Raw genomic sequence first — 15,149 nt, 5'->3', positions numbered from 1 at the left:
ATATGGCTGCCTGGTACTTCCCGCTAAAACATTTTCATCTGTTAACCGTGGCGATCACTGCACTGATGTTTGTGCTGCGCTTCTACTGGTACCAGACCCATTCTTCGATGCTGCAACGCCGCTGGGTGCGCATCGTACCTCATCTGAATGACACGCTCTTATTACTGTCGGGTGGGTTACTGGTCGCCATAACGCATTTTTACCCGTTCAGCCCACAAGGTGTCTGGCTGACTGAGAAGCTTTTTGGCGTTATTATCTATATCGCGCTGGGTTTTATTGCCCTCGGACGCCGTCCGCGCGCACAAAAAATACGCTGGATAGCGTTTATTGTGGCGTTAATCGCCCTTGTGGTCATCGTGAAACTTGCCACAACTAAAATGCCACTGCTGGGGTTTGTATGACGTCTATCGCTGATTTTGATTTTACCGCCGGAACGCTGAGTGACGCGGTGATTACTGCATCGCTCGCGGTCCGTCGCGACTTTCCGGCTGATGATGTCAGAGCGCGCTTAGCGGCGCTGGTTGCCGAAGCACGAGCTGAAATTCCGTCAGAACTTGCCGCGGATTTACAGGTTGAGCAATTGATCGCCCTGTTCTGGGGCCGCTGGGGTTTTGGCGGCGCGAGCGGGGTTTATCGGTTGTCTGATACGCTGTGGCTGGACAATGTATTGCGAACCCGTCAGGGCACCGCTGTGTCGCTGGGCGTCATTTTTTTGCACATTGCGGATCAGCTCGACCTGCCGATGATGCCCGTGATTTTTCCGACACAGCTGATTCTGCGAGCCGACTGGATCGATGAAGATATGTGGCTCATCAACCCCTTTGATGGTGAAACGCTGGATGAACACCAGCTGGAAGTGTGGCTTCAGGGCAATATCGGGCCAGGGACCGAACTGTATGATGACGATCTGCAGGAAGCCGAGCCGCTGATGGTGCTGCGCAAAATGCTCGACACTCTGAAATCCGCGCTGATGGATGAGAAACAGATGGAGATGGCGCTGCACGTCAGCCAGGTGCTGGTGCAGATGGACCCGGAAGACCCGTATGAAATCCGCGATCGCGGTCTGATTTTTGCCCAGCTAGAGTGCGAACATGTGGCCCTCAATGATTTAACGTATTTTGTTGAGCAGTGCCCCGAAGACCCGATCAGCGAGATGATTAAAGTCCAGATCCACTCAATTGAACAGAAACAGATTACCCTTCACTAACTGAAGTGAACTCTATAAAGGCGAAGACATGAAACAAAAAGTGGTTAACATTGGTGATATCAAGGTCGCTAACGATCTGCCGTTCGTCCTGTTTGGTGGTATGAACGTGCTGGAGTCGCGTGATTTGGCGATGCGCATTTGTGAGCACTACGTCACTGTGACCCAGAAACTGGGCATTCCTTATGTGTTCAAAGCCTCATTTGATAAAGCTAACCGCTCTTCCATTCATTCGTATCGTGGCCCGGGCCTGGAAGAAGGCATGAAAATCTTCCAGGAAATCAAACAGGCTTTCGGCGTGAAAATTATCACCGACGTCCATGAAGCCAGCCAGGCGCAGGCCGTGGCCGATGTGGTGGATGTGATTCAGTTACCGGCCTTCCTCGCACGTCAGACCGACCTGGTTGAAGCGATGGCGAAAACCGGTGCGGTGATCAACGTGAAGAAACCTCAGTTCGTCAGCCCAGGCCAGATGGGCAACATCGTTGATAAATTCGCTGAAGGCGGCAACGAAAAAGTGATCCTGTGCGATCGCGGTGCTAACTTCGGTTATGACAACCTGGTGGTCGACATGCTGGGCTTCAATGTGATGAAGCAGGTCTCTAACGGTAGCCCGGTGATCTTCGACGTGACCCACGCATTGCAGTGCCGTGACCCGATGGGCAGTGCGTCCAGTGGTCGTCGCGCGCAGGTATCTGAGCTGGCACGTGCGGGTATGGCAGTGGGTATTGCTGGTCTGTTTATTGAAGCCCACCCGGACCCGGCAAACGCTAAGTGCGACGGCCCGTCTGCACTGCCGCTGGATAAACTGGAGCCTTTCCTGGTTCAGATGAAAGCGATTGATGATTTGGTGAAAAGCTTCGCTGAACTCGATACCAGCAACTAAGTTTGTTTGATCCTCAAAACGAGCCAGAAAACTGGCTCGTTTTCTCTGCGCAGTATTCTTCAACCCGCCTGAATCTACAGTGTTTTTGACCTACAATGGAAAGTACATAAAAAGGAGTTCCTATGAAAAAAACGTTTGTTTTGCTATTGGGTGCGATTGCGCTCAATGGTTGCAGCCAGACCCCACACTCTGATGCCGGACAGTTAGCAAACCGTCTGTTTGCGCTTAGTGCTGTTGATGGTCAGAGCGTAAAATCTCATGAAGGGATGAAACCGGGGATCGGGTTTAATGACAGTCTCCGGGTCAGCGGTGTGATGTGTAATCGTTTCTTCGGGCAGGGGCATCTGGAGCAGGGGCGACTGACTGTACCCATGCTGGCCTCGACGAAAATGATGTGCAGCGACCCACAGCTCAATCAGTGGGAACAGACGTTATCGGTGGTGCTGACGAAAGGGGCAGAGGTGAAATTGACTGAGCAAACGCTGACGCTGACGGGAAGTGGTCATACGCTGGAGTATACCGCGCAGTAACGCGGACCTGACCCGTGTTGCACACCATCAGCACGGGTCGACCGTAAAAAAGGTCGACCCCTACAGGAATGACAGACCGTCTGCTCACTCACCGCTTTTCTGTTCCGGTCGGCCAGCACAGCACGATCTACCCGCGCAAATTTACAGCATTATCGTCATCAGATAGGCAATGAATAACGCCAGATGGGCGGCGCCATTCAACACATTCGTGCGTCCGGTCGAAAACGAAATCTGACACAGTAACAGCGCGGCAATCATCACCACCATCTGCGGTGGTTCAAGGCCAAAGATCAGCTGCTGCCCTGTCAGGGTCGCTATCAGCGTCACCGCAGGCACTGTCAGTGAAATTGTCGCCAGCACGGACCCGAAGAACAGGTTCATTGCGCGCTGCACCTGGTTCGCCAGCACCGCTTTAATTGCCCCCAATCCTTCAGGTGAGAGGATCAGTAACGCCACCAGGAAGCCGGTGAACTGTTCCGGTGCTTTCACCTCGGTCAGCAATGACTCCAGCGTATTCGCATTCATCTTAGTGACGGCAATCACCGCGACCAGATGCACCAGCAACCAGACGGTGTGCCAGGTGCTGGAATGCGCCGATGGCTTGCCATGATGCGGATCATCGCCTTCATCTTCATGCTCATAAACAAACAGACTCTGATGTGTTTTGGTCTGGATCAGCAGGAATACCCAGTACATAGCGGCTGAAATCCCGGAAACCAGCAGCGCCTGTCCAATGGAAAAGTTACCGCCGGGCAGGGCATTCGGAAACACCAGTACAATAATGCCAAGCGGAAAAATTGCGATAAGATATTGTTTGACCCCGGCCAGATTCACATACTGCGTGGCGAATTTACGCCCACCCAGCAACAGGGCAAAGCCCACCAGGCCACAGGTCACAATCATAATGATGGAGTAGAGGGTATCGCGCATCAGTGCCGGGGCAGCGTCGCCGGTCGCCATCAGCGCGGATATCAGACTCACTTCAAGAATAACAACGGAAAGGCTCAGGATCAGCGAGCCGTAAGGTTCGCCCAGACGATGTGCCAGTACGTCCGCATGACGTACCACGCTGAAGGCGCTGCTGAGGATGGCAACAAGGGCTATCAGGTTAATGCCGATGACCAGTGGCAGGGAATCTGTAGTGCCCCAGAACCACAAAATAATCAGAGCGATGACAGGGAAGGTAAGGGAATACTCGGTGTGGCGGGTTTTACTGCTCTCGTGCGCACTCATAGGCAAACGCTCCTTATCTGTATCCTGTTGGCCCGAAGTTGGCGAGGATCGCCACAGGCCTATTAAACATAGTCTGACAATATGAAAGACAAGTGGCGAAAGTATAACCTTTTTTTGCACAGGCCTTTAAGATATTTACGCGGTTTTACGGTTTGGGTTAATAATTATCTCGTAGCGTGTATTTGTTGCTGTTTAGACTCTATCTCAATGAAAGTACGCTGAGTTTATTATCCCCATAAAATTTTTAAGGGCATTAAGGGGGCATTATTGTATGCGATCATAGGGTAAATAATGCATTTTGTAGCGATATCTTCTTAATGGGCTGTAAAGACCCTGCTGGAAAATTATTCTGCTTGTACCAGGCTTATCAGAGGCCCTGAAAGGAGATAAAACATGCCCTATAATAATCGCAGTGCGTTACCCGACAGTGTCAGACATGTTCTGCCTGCGCATGCCCAGGATATCTATCTGGAAGCCTTCAACAGCGCCTGGGGGCAGTATAAAGATAAAGAGGACAGGCGCGGCGATGACTCACGTGAAGAGGTGGCGCATAAAGTCGCGTGGGCGGCTGTGAAGCACCAGTATCAGAAGGGGGATGACGACAAGTGGCATAAGAAATGACCAGGCGTTTCAGCGGTGAGGTGAACGCCCGGATGCTGTGGCTCAGCCTGCGGCGGTTGCCCGCCGCCATTTCAGGCGCGCCGGCAGCCAGCGCTGGGTGACCTCTGGCGTCTGCTCGTCAATCAGCTGCGTCACCATCTCAAAGCAGTTCCAGGCCAGCAGCCGCTCATCCTGGGCAACGGTATCAATACGTACTGATAATGCATCATACAGATAGTGGTCGTCGAAGCTGCTGAGGTGCATCGGCGTGTTCAGCAAGTCATGCTGGCTGAGGTAGCGCAGTACGCCTTCCTGAAGCCCGCAGGCGGCACAGAACAGCGCCTGAGGCACACGTCCCAGCCGTGAATAGAGTTCTGCAAATAACTCATAGCCAGAGCTGGCATGATAATGACCGTGCATAATCCATTCCGGTTTCACCTCGACTCCCGCACGCTCCAGCCCGAGACGGAACCCGGCCAGGCGATCGCGGGTGGGAGAAATGCGCGGCTGGCCACCAAAGAAATAAATCTCGTCATACCCTTCGCGTGCGACCGCTTCCATCAGCGTGGCGGTGGGGCCGGTCGCATCGGTGATCACCAGCGGCAGCGTCGACTCGCCCAGATGACGGTCAAAAAGCACCACTGGCAGCTGCTGGTTAATTTTCTGGTACTCGGTATCGTTTAGCTGACTTGAGGCGACAATCAGGGCGTCGACCTGGCGCTGGATCAGGTTATTGACCGCCAGCGTTTCCTGGCTGGCATTTTCTGCCGTGCAGGCGATCAGCAGCTGTAAACCTGCATCACGGCACAGCATCTCGAGTTCGTGAGAGAAACGGGCAAACCCCTGGTTGGTCATTTCCGGTACGACCAGCCCGATGGTGTTGCTGCGGGCAGAGTTGAGGGCGCGTGCGTGGATACTTGGCTGATAATGCTGCTGACGGGCGATCTCCAGCACGCGTTCACGTGTCGCTTCGGCCACGCGCAGCTCTTTCCCACGGCCATTGAGGACCAGACTGGCGGTAGATTTAGAAACGCCCGCCAGCCGGGCAATATCGTTAATCGTGATACGTTTGTTTTTAGTCACAGTGGCTTACGTGTGAGGGCTCATCGGCTTATTCTATCATGCATTGCTGCAAGCTCCAGTGACGCAGCCCGATCTCTCCCGTGCCACTAAAATGCAACTCAGGGTTTGCGGACGGGAAATAGCGTGACGACATGACGGCTTCCCCCTCGTTAATGAAGATTTCTACGCTGGAGCGATCGCACATCAAGCGCAGCGTACGCACCTCACCCCGCCAGTGACGTTCTTCGGATTCACCGCTGCGCAGATTGTTGCGCCGCAGCGTCACGCCCTGAGCATGGATCGCCAGGTGTAATTCCCCCGCGAAATCAAGTTCACAGGCGCCGCTAACGGTCAGCGCCAGCTCGGCGCTGTTAACGGGCAGGGCAGGCAGCGTTTCCGCGCTGCCCGTACACTGGGTCTCTTCACCGCGCAGCTGTTGCAGTTCACGGGCGGGCTGCTGATACAACCGGTCACCTTGTAGCGTCAGCTCACGCGGACAGGTCATGATATGCATCCAGCCATTTGCCTGTGTGGGCTGGAAGAACTCATCGCCGTCAGGGATCCCCATCCAGCCAATCAGCAGACGGCGACCGTCGTCGCTGAGGCAGGTTTGCGGTGCGTAAAACTCAAACCCCAGGTCAAGCTCGTGGAACTCATCATGACGGAACTGATGGGTGTTGTAGTCGAAGGAACCGCAGAAATAGCCACTCTGGAAGGTATTGCGCCAGCGCCACTCTTCAGACGGCAGCCCCTGCGGGCAAACCACCAGCACGCTGCGGCCATCCAGTTCAAACAGGTCAGGGCACTCCCACATATAGCCGAACTCGCCCAGCCCGTTCACGTGGCTTCCGGCAATTTCACCCAGCGATGTCCACTGATGCAGATCGGGGGAACGGAACAGCAGAACCTTGCCCTGCAACGCCAGATCCTGTGCACCCAGCACCATGTACCACAGGCCGTCGTGCTGCCAGACTTTCGGGTCACGGACGTGGCCAGTGTAGCCTTCCGGTAAGGCCAGCACCGGGCCATGCTTATGGAATTCACCCTGTTCGTCACGCGTGGCCAGGCACTGCCAGGCGGTGCGGCTGCCATCGTCAAACTTGACGTTTCCGGTGTAGAGCAGCGTCATCACCCCCTGGTTATCGACCGCGCTGCCGGAGTAACAGCCGTGGCTTTCATAGGATTCGGAAGGCGCCAGCGCCAGCGGTTCATGCCGCCAGTTGACCAAATCCGCCGAACTCCACTGGCCCCAGAACTTGGCGCCATGCGCGCAGGCCAGTGGGTTCCACTGATAGCACAGTACGTAACGCTGATTGAAGTGGATAAATCCGTTCGGGTCGTTCATTAACCCGACCGGCGGGGCAAGATGCCACGCCGGTCGATGATGATCGGCTGCCGCACGCTGCTGGCCGGAGAGGACCGCCCGCAATGCCTGTTTGAGCAGGTGGGCTTCACTCATGCTTTCACCTCAAATTTGATTTTCAACAGCAGTGACAGGACAAACGCCGTGCCGAAGGCGATAACCATGCCGATGAGATAATTGAGCATTGAACTGGCCTGCACAATCGCCATGCCAGGCAGTGCGGTTAGCCCTACGGCGGTCATATTCACGTGCATCGTCACAACCCAGGCACCGCCGAGCGCGCCACCCACCAGTCCGGCGATAAACGGCTTAATATAGCGCAGGTTCACCCCGAAAATGGCGGCTTCGGTAATGCCCAGCATCGCCGAAAAGGCGGAGGGCAGTACGATACTGCGCACTTTGATATCACGGGTTTTAAACCACACCGCCAGGCAGGCCCCTCCCTGCGCCACGTTCGCCATGGACCAGATCGGTAACAGGAAATTGACGCCAATCGACGGGTTGCCGAGTAATCCGGCCTCGATGGCATGGAAACTGTGGTGGATGCCGGTGATGACAATCACCGAATAAAGACCACCAAACAGCAATCCGGCCAGCCAGCCCGCATGGGCGATCAGCGTACTGAGAACCAGTGAAATGCCATCCCCCAGCATACGTCCTGCCGGGCCAATGATCAGCAGGGCGATAAAGCCGGAGATAATCACGGTCAGGAACGGTGTGAGGATTATATCCAGCGCATCCGGGATCACCCGGCGCAGACGCTTTTCGCAGTGGCTCATAAACCACACGGCCAGCAGCACCGGGAATACCGTTCCCTGATAGCCGATCATCGCAATCTCCAGCCCAAAGAAATTCATGGTATGGAAACCGCTGGCAACGCCCCAGGCATTGGTCAGTGCCGGGTGCGTGAGGATGCCACCCAGCGTGGCACCCAGATAGGGGTTGCCGCCAAACTCACGGGCGGCGGTAAAGCCGATCAGGATGGGCAGAATGATAAAGGCTGCCGAGCTGCACATATCCAGCATGATAAACAGCGCGCTACCGGCATCTACCCAGCCGTAGGTTTTCACCATCCCCAGCAGGCCCATCAGCAGGCCTGAAGCGACGATCGCCGGAATAATCGGCACAAAGATATTCGATAATACCCGGGCGATCCGCTGGAACGGATTCAGCTTCTGTGCTGCGATATCGGCCGCTTCGCTCTTGCTGGACTCGTTAATCCCGGCTTCCTTTACAAAGGCGGCGTGGACTTTGTTGACGATGCCGCTGCCGAAGATCACCTGCATCTGTCCGGCGTTGCGGAAGCAGCCTTTCACCCCTTCCAGCGCCTCAATGGCGTCTTTCTGCACTAACTCATCATCGACCATCACCAGCCGCAGACGCGTGGCGCAGTGCGCAGCGCTGGCTATATTTTCCCGACCACCGAGTAACGGCAGCAGTTCCCGGGCAATTTTTTCAAAATCCATCATGTCACCTTTTATTTATTGTGATGAGGTCATCAGAACCAGGTTTCCATCTGCACACCGAAGTTCCATTCGCCGCCTGCGCTGAAGCCGCTGCTGCCGAATGAATCGTCGCTGGCATAGCGATCAAGCGAGCTGTTCCAGTCCATCCAGCTGGCGAAGAGGCGGATCTCCGGACGGGTAAAGAAATCACCTATATCAGCCACTTTAAAGGTGGGGGCAACGGTGAGTTTCCAGAAACTGCCGGATACTGCCTGACGATCTTTATAGCCTTGCGGATCGAGGTCCATATACTGATAGCTGCCTTCGTAAGCGAGGGCAAAGTTTTGGTTAATCTCCTGGATCAAACGCGCATTGAGCGTGGCCCAGCGATAGTGGTCACCGGCGGCATAACGATCGCTGCTGGTTTGCGCCAGCACGGCCGGGGCAAAACTCCATGTTTTATTCAGCGGCGTGACGCCGTAGCTGGCGAGGCGCCAGGTTTCTGCCTGCTGGGTCAGATTGCCGTCAGAGCCGATGCCTTTCACTTCGGCCCCGAGCCCGCGACCATACAGCAGGGCGGTTTTCGCCGATCCTTCGCGCAGGCCCCAGAAACTGTCGTTGTGCAGTGCCAGCATAGCGTGAACACCGCTGTCACCGGCATTGTCATTCTCGCGGCTCGGATTCAGGCGCTCATCGTTATCTTTTGCCCGCAGCCCGCTGACCATCAGCTGGAATGGACCGGCAAAGTTATTGCTGGTGACAATGTAGTTCTGAATGGTGTTATCAATCGCTTCAATATCGCCGAAATTACGCCCGTACAGCGAGAAGTTACTCTTCAGGCCATCTGCCCACTGGACGTCATAAATCCCGCCCCCGGTGCCGGCAAGGAACACCACATCCGAGTCAAGCCAGTGAATATCGAAGTTATCGCGGTCAAAGCGTTTACCCGCCCACAGCGTGCTCTGGTCAAACACACCGGTGAATTCCGGTAAATTGCCCAGTTCAACAAACGCCTGACGAATGTTCAGTTCGCTGGTACTGCCTGTCCAGTCGTTATAATCCCGCTGACCGTCGGCCAGCATCGCTTTGAAGCGGGTGGTGGCACCGTTGGCAAGCTGCTGCTTGTGTTCAAAGTTCAGCTCAACGTAGGTGTTGTTTTCGTTACCCAGTCGCCCAACGGCACCGCCCGTGTCCCCGGCGGGTGTCAGGTAGGGGCCACTTTGCGTTCCCGCTGCGGAATCATTCATGATCAGACCAGAACGTGCATAGCCGTGGAATTCGAAACCGTCAGCGAAATTGCTGGTGCTGGTGGTCGCGGCGGTGGTGGCAGGAGCGGGGGCGCTGGCCGCTACAGGCAGGGCGGCGGGCTGTTTCTGTTGCTGTGTTTCCAGTCGGACGATTTTTTTCTCTGCTGTCTCGGCACGGTTTTCCGCGATCGCGGCACGATCTTCGGCTTTTTGCAGACGCTGCTCCATGGCCATCAGTCGCTCTTCCAGGCTGGTCAACGTGGGTGCGGCGAAGCTGAATGTCGGTACGGCTAAAGCGAGGCCAATGGCGGTCGCCAGAATACGAGGTTTGATCATTTGCACGGTTCCCAGTGTGATTGTTTTGTTTTTTTGCTAAACCGGTTCGATGCAGAGAGTAAGCGAAGCGGATTATGTATTTCAATCACATTGGCTAACCCGGTTTAGGAAGTGTGATCGGGTTGGCACTTTAGCGTCTGTTGGGGGGGGGCCTGGGCAGGCGGGGTTAAGGTCAAGGTCAATGTTTTAAGGTCAACGTCAACGTCAACGTCTTAAGGTCAAGGGCATTTCGCTTTCCCGCTACGCGGGCTGAGCGACCCAGGGCGGCCAGTCGCCGCCGCCCTGGGAACCCGGGCTTGCGGCAGGCGCATCGCCCGCTTTCAGCGGGTGCCCTCAGTCAAGCGGTTTTCCTGCCGGACCGGGCGTGACGGGACATCCCTGTCCCGGCTCACCCTCTCGCCGACGTCCTGTCGGCTCGTCCTGGAAATCCGCTCTCCCTCGGCGAGGCTTAATTGCCGCTCAAAAGGTCAACGGCCAGGTCAAAAGAACAATCAAAGACAAGTCAGACAGACCAGACACAAAAAGCCTTTCTGGGTTTTTGGTCATTTTTTTAAAAAAAAATTGGGTTTTAGGGTTTGACCTGGGTTTTGATGTTGAGGCGGCAATTAAGCTGCGCTGAGAAAGTGATGTGAACCAGGATGAACCGCCAGGACGGCGGTGAAAGCTCGGGCCGGCACAGGGAAGTGCCGTCACGAGCGTTCCGTCGGTGAGCAACGCTTGCGAAGGCACCCGCTGGAAGCGGGCGCAGCGCCTGCCGCAAGCCCGGGGTCAAGGGGCGGCGGCGACTGGCCGCCCCTTGTCGCTCAGCCCGCGACAGCGGGAAAGCGAAACGCCCTTGACCTTAAGACCTTGACGTTGCCTTTCAGGTTGCCCGCTAAAATTTCATAAGATCACCAGCATAAGGCAGGGCGGTCATCGCCCCTTTGGCGGTCGTCGCCGCCGCACCACTGCGCTGCGCCTGTTGAATGGCATCATCAAGCCGCTCAGGTACCAGCGGATGCGCTTCGGTCGCCAGCGCAGCCAACAGCCCGGCGACAAACGCGTCGCCCGCACCGGTGGTATCCACCACCTCAACACGCGGGGCAGCCACGTGTTGAACAGACCCGGCCTGCCACAGGTACACACCCTGGCTGCCGCAGGTCACCAGCAGCAGTGAAGGTTGATACTGTAGAGTGAAGCGATCGATGCCAGCCGCCATGTCGCGACACGTCGTCAGGGCGCAAAGCTCATCTTCTGACAGCTTGATAATATCGGCCAGCGCGAAGGCATCGGCCAGTACAGCGGCCATTTCCAGAGGGTCTGACCATAAATCATCGCGTAGATTCGGATCGAAACTGACCCATCCTCCAGCCATTTTTATCGCGCGCATCGCCTGCATCGCCGCGCTGCGTGAGGGTTCTGCACTCAGGGCGATGGAGCATAAATGCAGTCCTTCACCGGCATGGAAAGGAGGCAAACGGTCGGCACTGAGAAACAGGTCAGCCGCAGGACGCACCATAAACGTAAACTGGCGTTCTCCCTCAGCATCCAGACTGACCAGTACCGTCGAGGTACGCTGACCCGGGGCGCGGTACATCCAGTCGATATTCACGTTTTCATGGTGCAGGGTCTGTTGCAGGAATTCACCAAAGGGGTCATCGCCAACGCAGCCGATAAAGGCGCTGTGGCCGCCAAGGCGGGCAATACCCACGGCCACATTGGCAGGGGCACCGCCGGGGCACTTCAGCAAATGTGTTTCCCCCTCGGGCAGGAGGTCTACTACCGCATCGCCCAGTACCCAAATTTTCTTGCTCATTGTCATTATCCTGAAGTGGTTATCTGACGAAAAGCTAAACTGGTTTAGCAAAAAAATCAAAATTCTTTTATCGTTTTGACGAGGGTTGGGTGAGAGAAGGCGTAAAGATTTTCCTCTGGCTGCCGATCACCTTAAGTGAAACTTTTTTCTTTTGTGATCGCCTTCAAACTTGATTGCGTACGCGGAAATGCATAAGGTCGTTAGTAGCATTCAGATGTTGCTGAAAACGAGACAATTCACGGAAGCAGTCAGGACAGCGTGGACGTCAAGCCAGGGTGTTGGAGGTGCAATGTTAACAAGAGATTTCCTGTTACAGGCCGATTGTAAAACGGCTTTTGGCGATATCGAAGAGTCATTGTTGTGGACCAGTGAACAACGGGCTGCTTCGCTGGCGGCGGCGCTTGCCTGTCGCCCCGATCATAGCCCGGTATGGATTTTTGGCTACGGCTCCCTGATGTGGAACCCGGTATTTGAAGCGGATGAAGTCGCTGCCGGTACGCTGAAAGGCTGGCACCGGGCGTTCTGTCTGCGGCTGACCGCCGGGCGCGGCACCGCCAGCCAGCCAGGACGTATGCTGGCGCTGAAAGAGGGCGGCCAAACCACCGGACTGGCATTCTGCCTGCCCGAGGAAAAGCTGCACGAGGAGCTGGAACTGCTGTGGAAGCGTGAGATGATCACCGGCTGTTATCTGCCGACCTGGTGTGACATGGCGCTGGATGACGGGCGCACGGTAACCGCACTGGTGTTTGTGATGGACCCGCGTCACGCTCTGTATGAGCCGGACTCCTGCCCGAAAACCATCGCGCCTTTGATCGCACAAGCGAAAGGGCCATTGGGTACCAACGCGCAGTATCTGTTTTCGCTGGAAACAGAGCTGAAGCAGCGGGGGATGCATGACGACTGTCTGACAGATCTGGTGCAGCGTGTGCGTGAATTACAGCAGTGCCACAATGGATTGGTGGGATAACCGCATCGCGATGACCCACACGGAATAACGTCAAACGTGCATCCCGTGTGGGCATCGATCTCGCAGAACTAGCGGCCCGGGTTAATTAACCAGGTGCCTGCATGATCAATCTTCAACTGCTGACTGTGAACACCGGTTGATGTACGCACTTCCAGATGATAATCCCCCGCCGCCAGGTTCAACGACGCGTAACCGCTGTTGTTAGGCTTGACCTCCATCACGCTGCCGTTCAGCAGCAGAGAGTCGTTACCGCTCAGCTTCAGGTAGACGGTTGCCATTGCCGGCGCGCTGGTGACAGGTGTTTGCACGGTGGCGGTAACGCTGCCGGTGGTATTGCTGGCGGCAGCAGAATGCTCGGGTGCCACATTATCGCCACGATTCAGTCCCCACACCAGGGCCGCTACCGCGATGACCGCCAGACCGCTGAGTAACATCAACGGCCGCGACAGGCGTTTAGCCACGCGCGGTGCCATAACCGGCTCCATGGTGCCCGCAGCAGGATTAACCGCCAGCGCAACGGGTTCGGGGTCGGGTAACTGTGGCGGCTCTTCTTGCGGTACCACCACGTTACTCACCAGTTCACCCATTTCACTCACCGGAGAATCGAGCAGGGCGGCCAGGTCATCAATGGACTGCGGACGCTGTTGCGGGTCCATCTGTAACGCCTGGTCAATCGCATTGAGCAGCGACAGGGAGTAGCCTTCCGGGCGTAATGTGCTGAGCGGCTGGTAGTGATCTTCGATGCAGCGCACCACGCTGACCGGCGGCGGATTGCCCGTAATCAGCGTATGCAGCACGGCGCCCAGCGCATAGATATCGGTCCAGGGACCCTGATCGCTGTCGCCTTCTTCGCTGTACTGTTCAATCGGCGCATAACCCGGTTTCAGCATAATCTCCGTTTCATCGGAAAGGTTACCGATCTCTTTGCGCGCCGAACCGAAGTCGAGCAAGACCGGCAGTTGATTTTCCTGAATCTGAATATTATCCAGCGAGATATCACGGTGCAGATAACCGGCGCGGTGGAGGGTATTGATGGCACCGAACAGCGGCGGGAGCAGCTGGCGTATCCATGCCTCGTTAATGCTTTCCGGGCTGCCCTGTTGCCACTCTTTCAGCGTCATCCCACTGTAAAACAGCGTCCCCATATACGCGGTGCCGTTCTCTTCCCAGAAACGCAGGACGTGCAGCAGTCCCGGGTGATTAAACCGTGCCAGCAGACGTGCTTCCTGGATAAAACTGTTCAGTCCGGCGTTAAATAAGCGCTGGTAGCGTTCGCCGCGCAGCTGGATGGCGAGATCATCGTTGCGGCTGGCCAGTGACACCGGCAGATACTCTTTGATCGCAATCGTCCGTTCCAGCAGGTGATCCCAGGCGCGGTACACAATGCCGAAACCGCCGCCACCGATCACTTCCTTGATTTCAAACTCATTAAAACGGTAGCCCGCCGGGAGGGCGTTCGGGACATTTTTTTGTTGTTCGTTTGCCGACATAGTGAAACGCTCCTGGCGTCCTGATAAACGGGGTTTAGTTAACGGTGCGCCAGGCGCCAATCGCCGGGTCGGCCAGGTCGGCGTGCAGGTCATCCACCAACAGCACGTTCACTTTCACACCTGCGTCGATGATGCCTGACCAGGTTTTGCGTACGGCATCCACCGTTGCTTTCAATGCAGCCCCATCGCTGGCCTGCGCTTTGTCCATTTTCACCAGCAGCGCACCATCAAATGACCACACATGCAGGTTATTATTAAAGGGCAGCACCAGCCAGCTGTTAGGGGCATCGCGCCGTGCCAGCACCAGGCGCTGGTTATTCACTGCCACCACATCCAGGGAGTCTGGCTTCGGATGCAGATGCGTCAGCGGATAGCCCTGATAGAAACTGACGGCCAGCGGTTCGCGCGAGTTACCCTGAGCCAGCGTCAGTGTACTCGAGCCTTCCAGCCAGCCTTCGGTAGAGCAATTCATCGTTTTATCGTCAGGGATAAACAGCGACTGGCCGTTATCATCCCACCAGGTGCGGAAATGGCAGCCGCCGGGAAGATCGAAATGCTGCAACGGCTCGGCGTTAGCCGGCTGCGAGAGATCGAGTGGCGAGGCATTACTGGCCGTTGCCGTCGCGGTGGCATCCGCGGTGACAATCGGGCGCCAGCTCTGCTCTTTTGCCGCCGTGCCGGTCGCCAAAACCGTGCCTTTACCATTGGTCATCTGCCAGGGCAGTTCCAGCAGTTTGCCACATTGATTTTGCAGTAAATTTCCCACGCGCGGTAAGAAGCTGGTCAGCACGCCCGATTCGGTACTTTTACCGGAAACGATGCGCAGGTTAAGCGTCTCCTGGCACCATGCCGCAGGCGTGTTGCTGGTCACATTATCGATAAACACTTCCAGCTCAAGGCTGGGGGAATAGACCACTCGATAGTCTGCCGCCTGGGCCGTGGTGGCGAACAACAGAGTCAATGTAGCTGGCAACCAAAATTTCATAGCATT

At 56.0% G+C, this 15,149-nt stretch carries 14 protein-coding genes; 6 read left to right on the top strand and 8 right to left on the bottom strand.

All coding sequences use genetic code 11. The features are described 5' to 3' along the window. Window positions 1-2 precede the first annotated feature (2 nt). The 4 genes from HHI26_RS04020 to HHI26_RS04005 all read left to right on the top strand — a co-directional run bounded on the left by HHI26_RS04020 (window position 3) and on the right by HHI26_RS04005 (window position 2,620). Complete coding sequence (locus tag HHI26_RS04020) at window positions 3-401, top strand: SirB2 family protein (RefSeq protein ID WP_133845416.1); 399 nt, start codon at window positions 3-5, stop codon at window positions 399-401. Then, entirely contained in the window at window positions 398-1,207 is an 810-nt protein-coding gene (gene sirB1, locus HHI26_RS04015) for an invasion regulator SirB1 (RefSeq protein ID WP_133845414.1), read from the top strand. The genes HHI26_RS04020 and sirB1 overlap by 4 nt, the downstream gene beginning before the upstream one ends. Window positions 1,208-1,235: 28 nt before the next feature. After that, complete coding sequence (gene kdsA / locus HHI26_RS04010) at window positions 1,236-2,090, top strand: 3-deoxy-8-phosphooctulonate synthase (RefSeq protein WP_159337245.1); 855 nt, start codon at window positions 1,236-1,238, stop codon at window positions 2,088-2,090. A 122-nt stretch (window positions 2,091-2,212) separates the two neighbouring features. Beyond that, the gene (locus HHI26_RS04005; RefSeq protein WP_159337244.1) at window positions 2,213-2,620 is read left to right on the top strand and encodes an META domain-containing protein; all 408 of its coding nucleotides are present in this window, start codon (window positions 2,213-2,215) and stop codon (window positions 2,618-2,620) included. A gap of 141 nt (window positions 2,621-2,761) precedes the next feature. On the opposite strand, the gene chaA is transcribed toward HHI26_RS04005, so the two are convergent. Continuing rightward, on the bottom strand, window positions 2,762-3,853 hold the full coding sequence (gene chaA / locus HHI26_RS04000) for a sodium-potassium/proton antiporter ChaA (protein WP_133845408.1): 1,092 nt from the start codon (window positions 3,851-3,853) through the stop codon (window positions 2,762-2,764). Window positions 3,854-4,246: 393 nt separating this feature from the next. Here chaA and chaB point away from each other — a divergent pair, with 393 nt between their 5' ends. Next, on the top strand, window positions 4,247-4,474 hold the full coding sequence (gene chaB / locus HHI26_RS03995; protein ID WP_171148634.1) for a putative cation transport regulator ChaB: 228 nt from the start codon (window positions 4,247-4,249) through the stop codon (window positions 4,472-4,474). A 42-nt stretch (window positions 4,475-4,516) separates the two neighbouring features. On the opposite strand, the gene HHI26_RS03990 is transcribed toward chaB, so the two are convergent. The 5 genes from HHI26_RS03990 to HHI26_RS03970 form a co-directional block, all read right to left on the bottom strand. Further along, a complete protein-coding gene (locus HHI26_RS03990; protein WP_133845405.1) occupies window positions 4,517-5,536 on the bottom strand; it encodes a LacI family DNA-binding transcriptional regulator in 1,020 nt (339 codons plus the stop codon). A 28-nt stretch (window positions 5,537-5,564) separates the two neighbouring features. Continuing rightward, window positions 5,565-6,974, bottom strand: coding sequence for a sucrose-6-phosphate hydrolase (locus HHI26_RS03985; protein ID WP_167864581.1), 1,410 nt, complete (start codon window positions 6,972-6,974; stop codon window positions 5,565-5,567). Then, window positions 6,971-8,344, bottom strand: a complete 1,374-nt coding sequence (locus tag HHI26_RS03980; RefSeq protein ID WP_133845479.1) for a sucrose-specific PTS transporter subunit IIBC — start codon at window positions 8,342-8,344, stop codon at window positions 6,971-6,973. Before HHI26_RS03980 ends, HHI26_RS03985 begins: the two co-directional genes overlap by 4 nt. Before the next feature lie 32 nt (window positions 8,345-8,376). Beyond that, window positions 8,377-9,906 carry a carbohydrate porin gene (locus HHI26_RS03975; protein ID WP_133845401.1) on the bottom strand — a complete coding sequence of 510 codons (1,530 nt, stop codon included), beginning with the start codon at window positions 9,904-9,906 and terminating at the stop codon, window positions 8,377-8,379. A gap of 874 nt (window positions 9,907-10,780) precedes the next feature. Then, window positions 10,781-11,701 (bottom strand): aminoimidazole riboside kinase, encoded by a 921-nt coding sequence (locus tag HHI26_RS03970; RefSeq protein ID WP_133845399.1) that lies wholly within the window; start codon window positions 11,699-11,701, stop codon window positions 10,781-10,783. Between the two features lie 289 nt (window positions 11,702-11,990). On the opposite strand from HHI26_RS03970, the gene HHI26_RS03965 reads away from it, so the two are divergent. Next, the gene (locus HHI26_RS03965; protein ID WP_133845397.1) at window positions 11,991-12,668 is read left to right on the top strand and encodes a gamma-glutamylcyclotransferase; all 678 of its coding nucleotides are present in this window, start codon (window positions 11,991-11,993) and stop codon (window positions 12,666-12,668) included. 68 nt (window positions 12,669-12,736) lie between these two features. On the opposite strand, the gene HHI26_RS03960 is transcribed toward HHI26_RS03965, so the two are convergent. Then, on the bottom strand, window positions 12,737-14,158 hold the full coding sequence (locus tag HHI26_RS03960; protein ID WP_171148633.1) for a serine/threonine-protein kinase: 1,422 nt from the start codon (window positions 14,156-14,158) through the stop codon (window positions 12,737-12,739). Window positions 14,159-14,192: 34 nt separating this feature from the next. Next, window positions 14,193-15,143, bottom strand: coding sequence for a hypothetical protein (locus HHI26_RS03955; protein WP_159337239.1), 951 nt, complete (start codon window positions 15,141-15,143; stop codon window positions 14,193-14,195). Window positions 15,144-15,149: the final 6 nt, after the last annotated feature.

The sequence above is a fragment of the Erwinia sp. JH02 genome (genome assembly GCF_013074405.1).
In the GTDB taxonomy this organism is placed as follows: Bacteria; Pseudomonadota; Gammaproteobacteria; order Enterobacterales; family Enterobacteriaceae; genus Erwinia; species Erwinia rhapontici.
This window is presented reverse-complemented; position numbering and strand designations above follow the sequence as displayed.

Coding starts and splice junctions, on each gene's coding strand:
- sirB1 (WP_133845414.1), top strand. CDS start 398: ATGACGTCTATCGCTGATTTTGATTTTACCGCCGGAACGCTGAGTGAC.
- HHI26_RS03985 (WP_167864581.1), bottom strand. CDS start 6,974: ATGAGTGAAGCCCACCTGCTCAAACAGGCATTGCGGGCGGTCCTCTCC.
- kdsA (WP_159337245.1), top strand. CDS start 1,236: ATGAAACAAAAAGTGGTTAACATTGGTGATATCAAGGTCGCTAACGAT.
- HHI26_RS03975 (WP_133845401.1), bottom strand. CDS start 9,906: ATGATCAAACCTCGTATTCTGGCGACCGCCATTGGCCTCGCTTTAGCC.
- HHI26_RS04020 (WP_133845416.1), top strand. CDS start 3: ATGGCTGCCTGGTACTTCCCGCTAAAACATTTTCATCTGTTAACCGTG.
- chaB (WP_171148634.1), top strand. CDS start 4,247: ATGCCCTATAATAATCGCAGTGCGTTACCCGACAGTGTCAGACATGTT.
- chaA (WP_133845408.1), bottom strand. CDS start 3,853: ATGAGTGCGCACGAGAGCAGTAAAACCCGCCACACCGAGTATTCCCTT.
- HHI26_RS03970 (WP_133845399.1), bottom strand. CDS start 11,701: ATGAGCAAGAAAATTTGGGTACTGGGCGATGCGGTAGTAGACCTCCTG.
- HHI26_RS03960 (WP_171148633.1), bottom strand. CDS start 14,158: ATGTCGGCAAACGAACAACAAAAAAATGTCCCGAACGCCCTCCCGGCG.
- HHI26_RS03955 (WP_159337239.1), bottom strand. CDS start 15,143: ATGAAATTTTGGTTGCCAGCTACATTGACTCTGTTGTTCGCCACCACG.
- HHI26_RS03980 (WP_133845479.1), bottom strand. CDS start 8,344: ATGGATTTTGAAAAAATTGCCCGGGAACTGCTGCCGTTACTCGGTGGT.
- HHI26_RS03965 (WP_133845397.1), top strand. CDS start 11,991: ATGTTAACAAGAGATTTCCTGTTACAGGCCGATTGTAAAACGGCTTTT.
- HHI26_RS04005 (WP_159337244.1), top strand. CDS start 2,213: ATGAAAAAAACGTTTGTTTTGCTATTGGGTGCGATTGCGCTCAATGGT.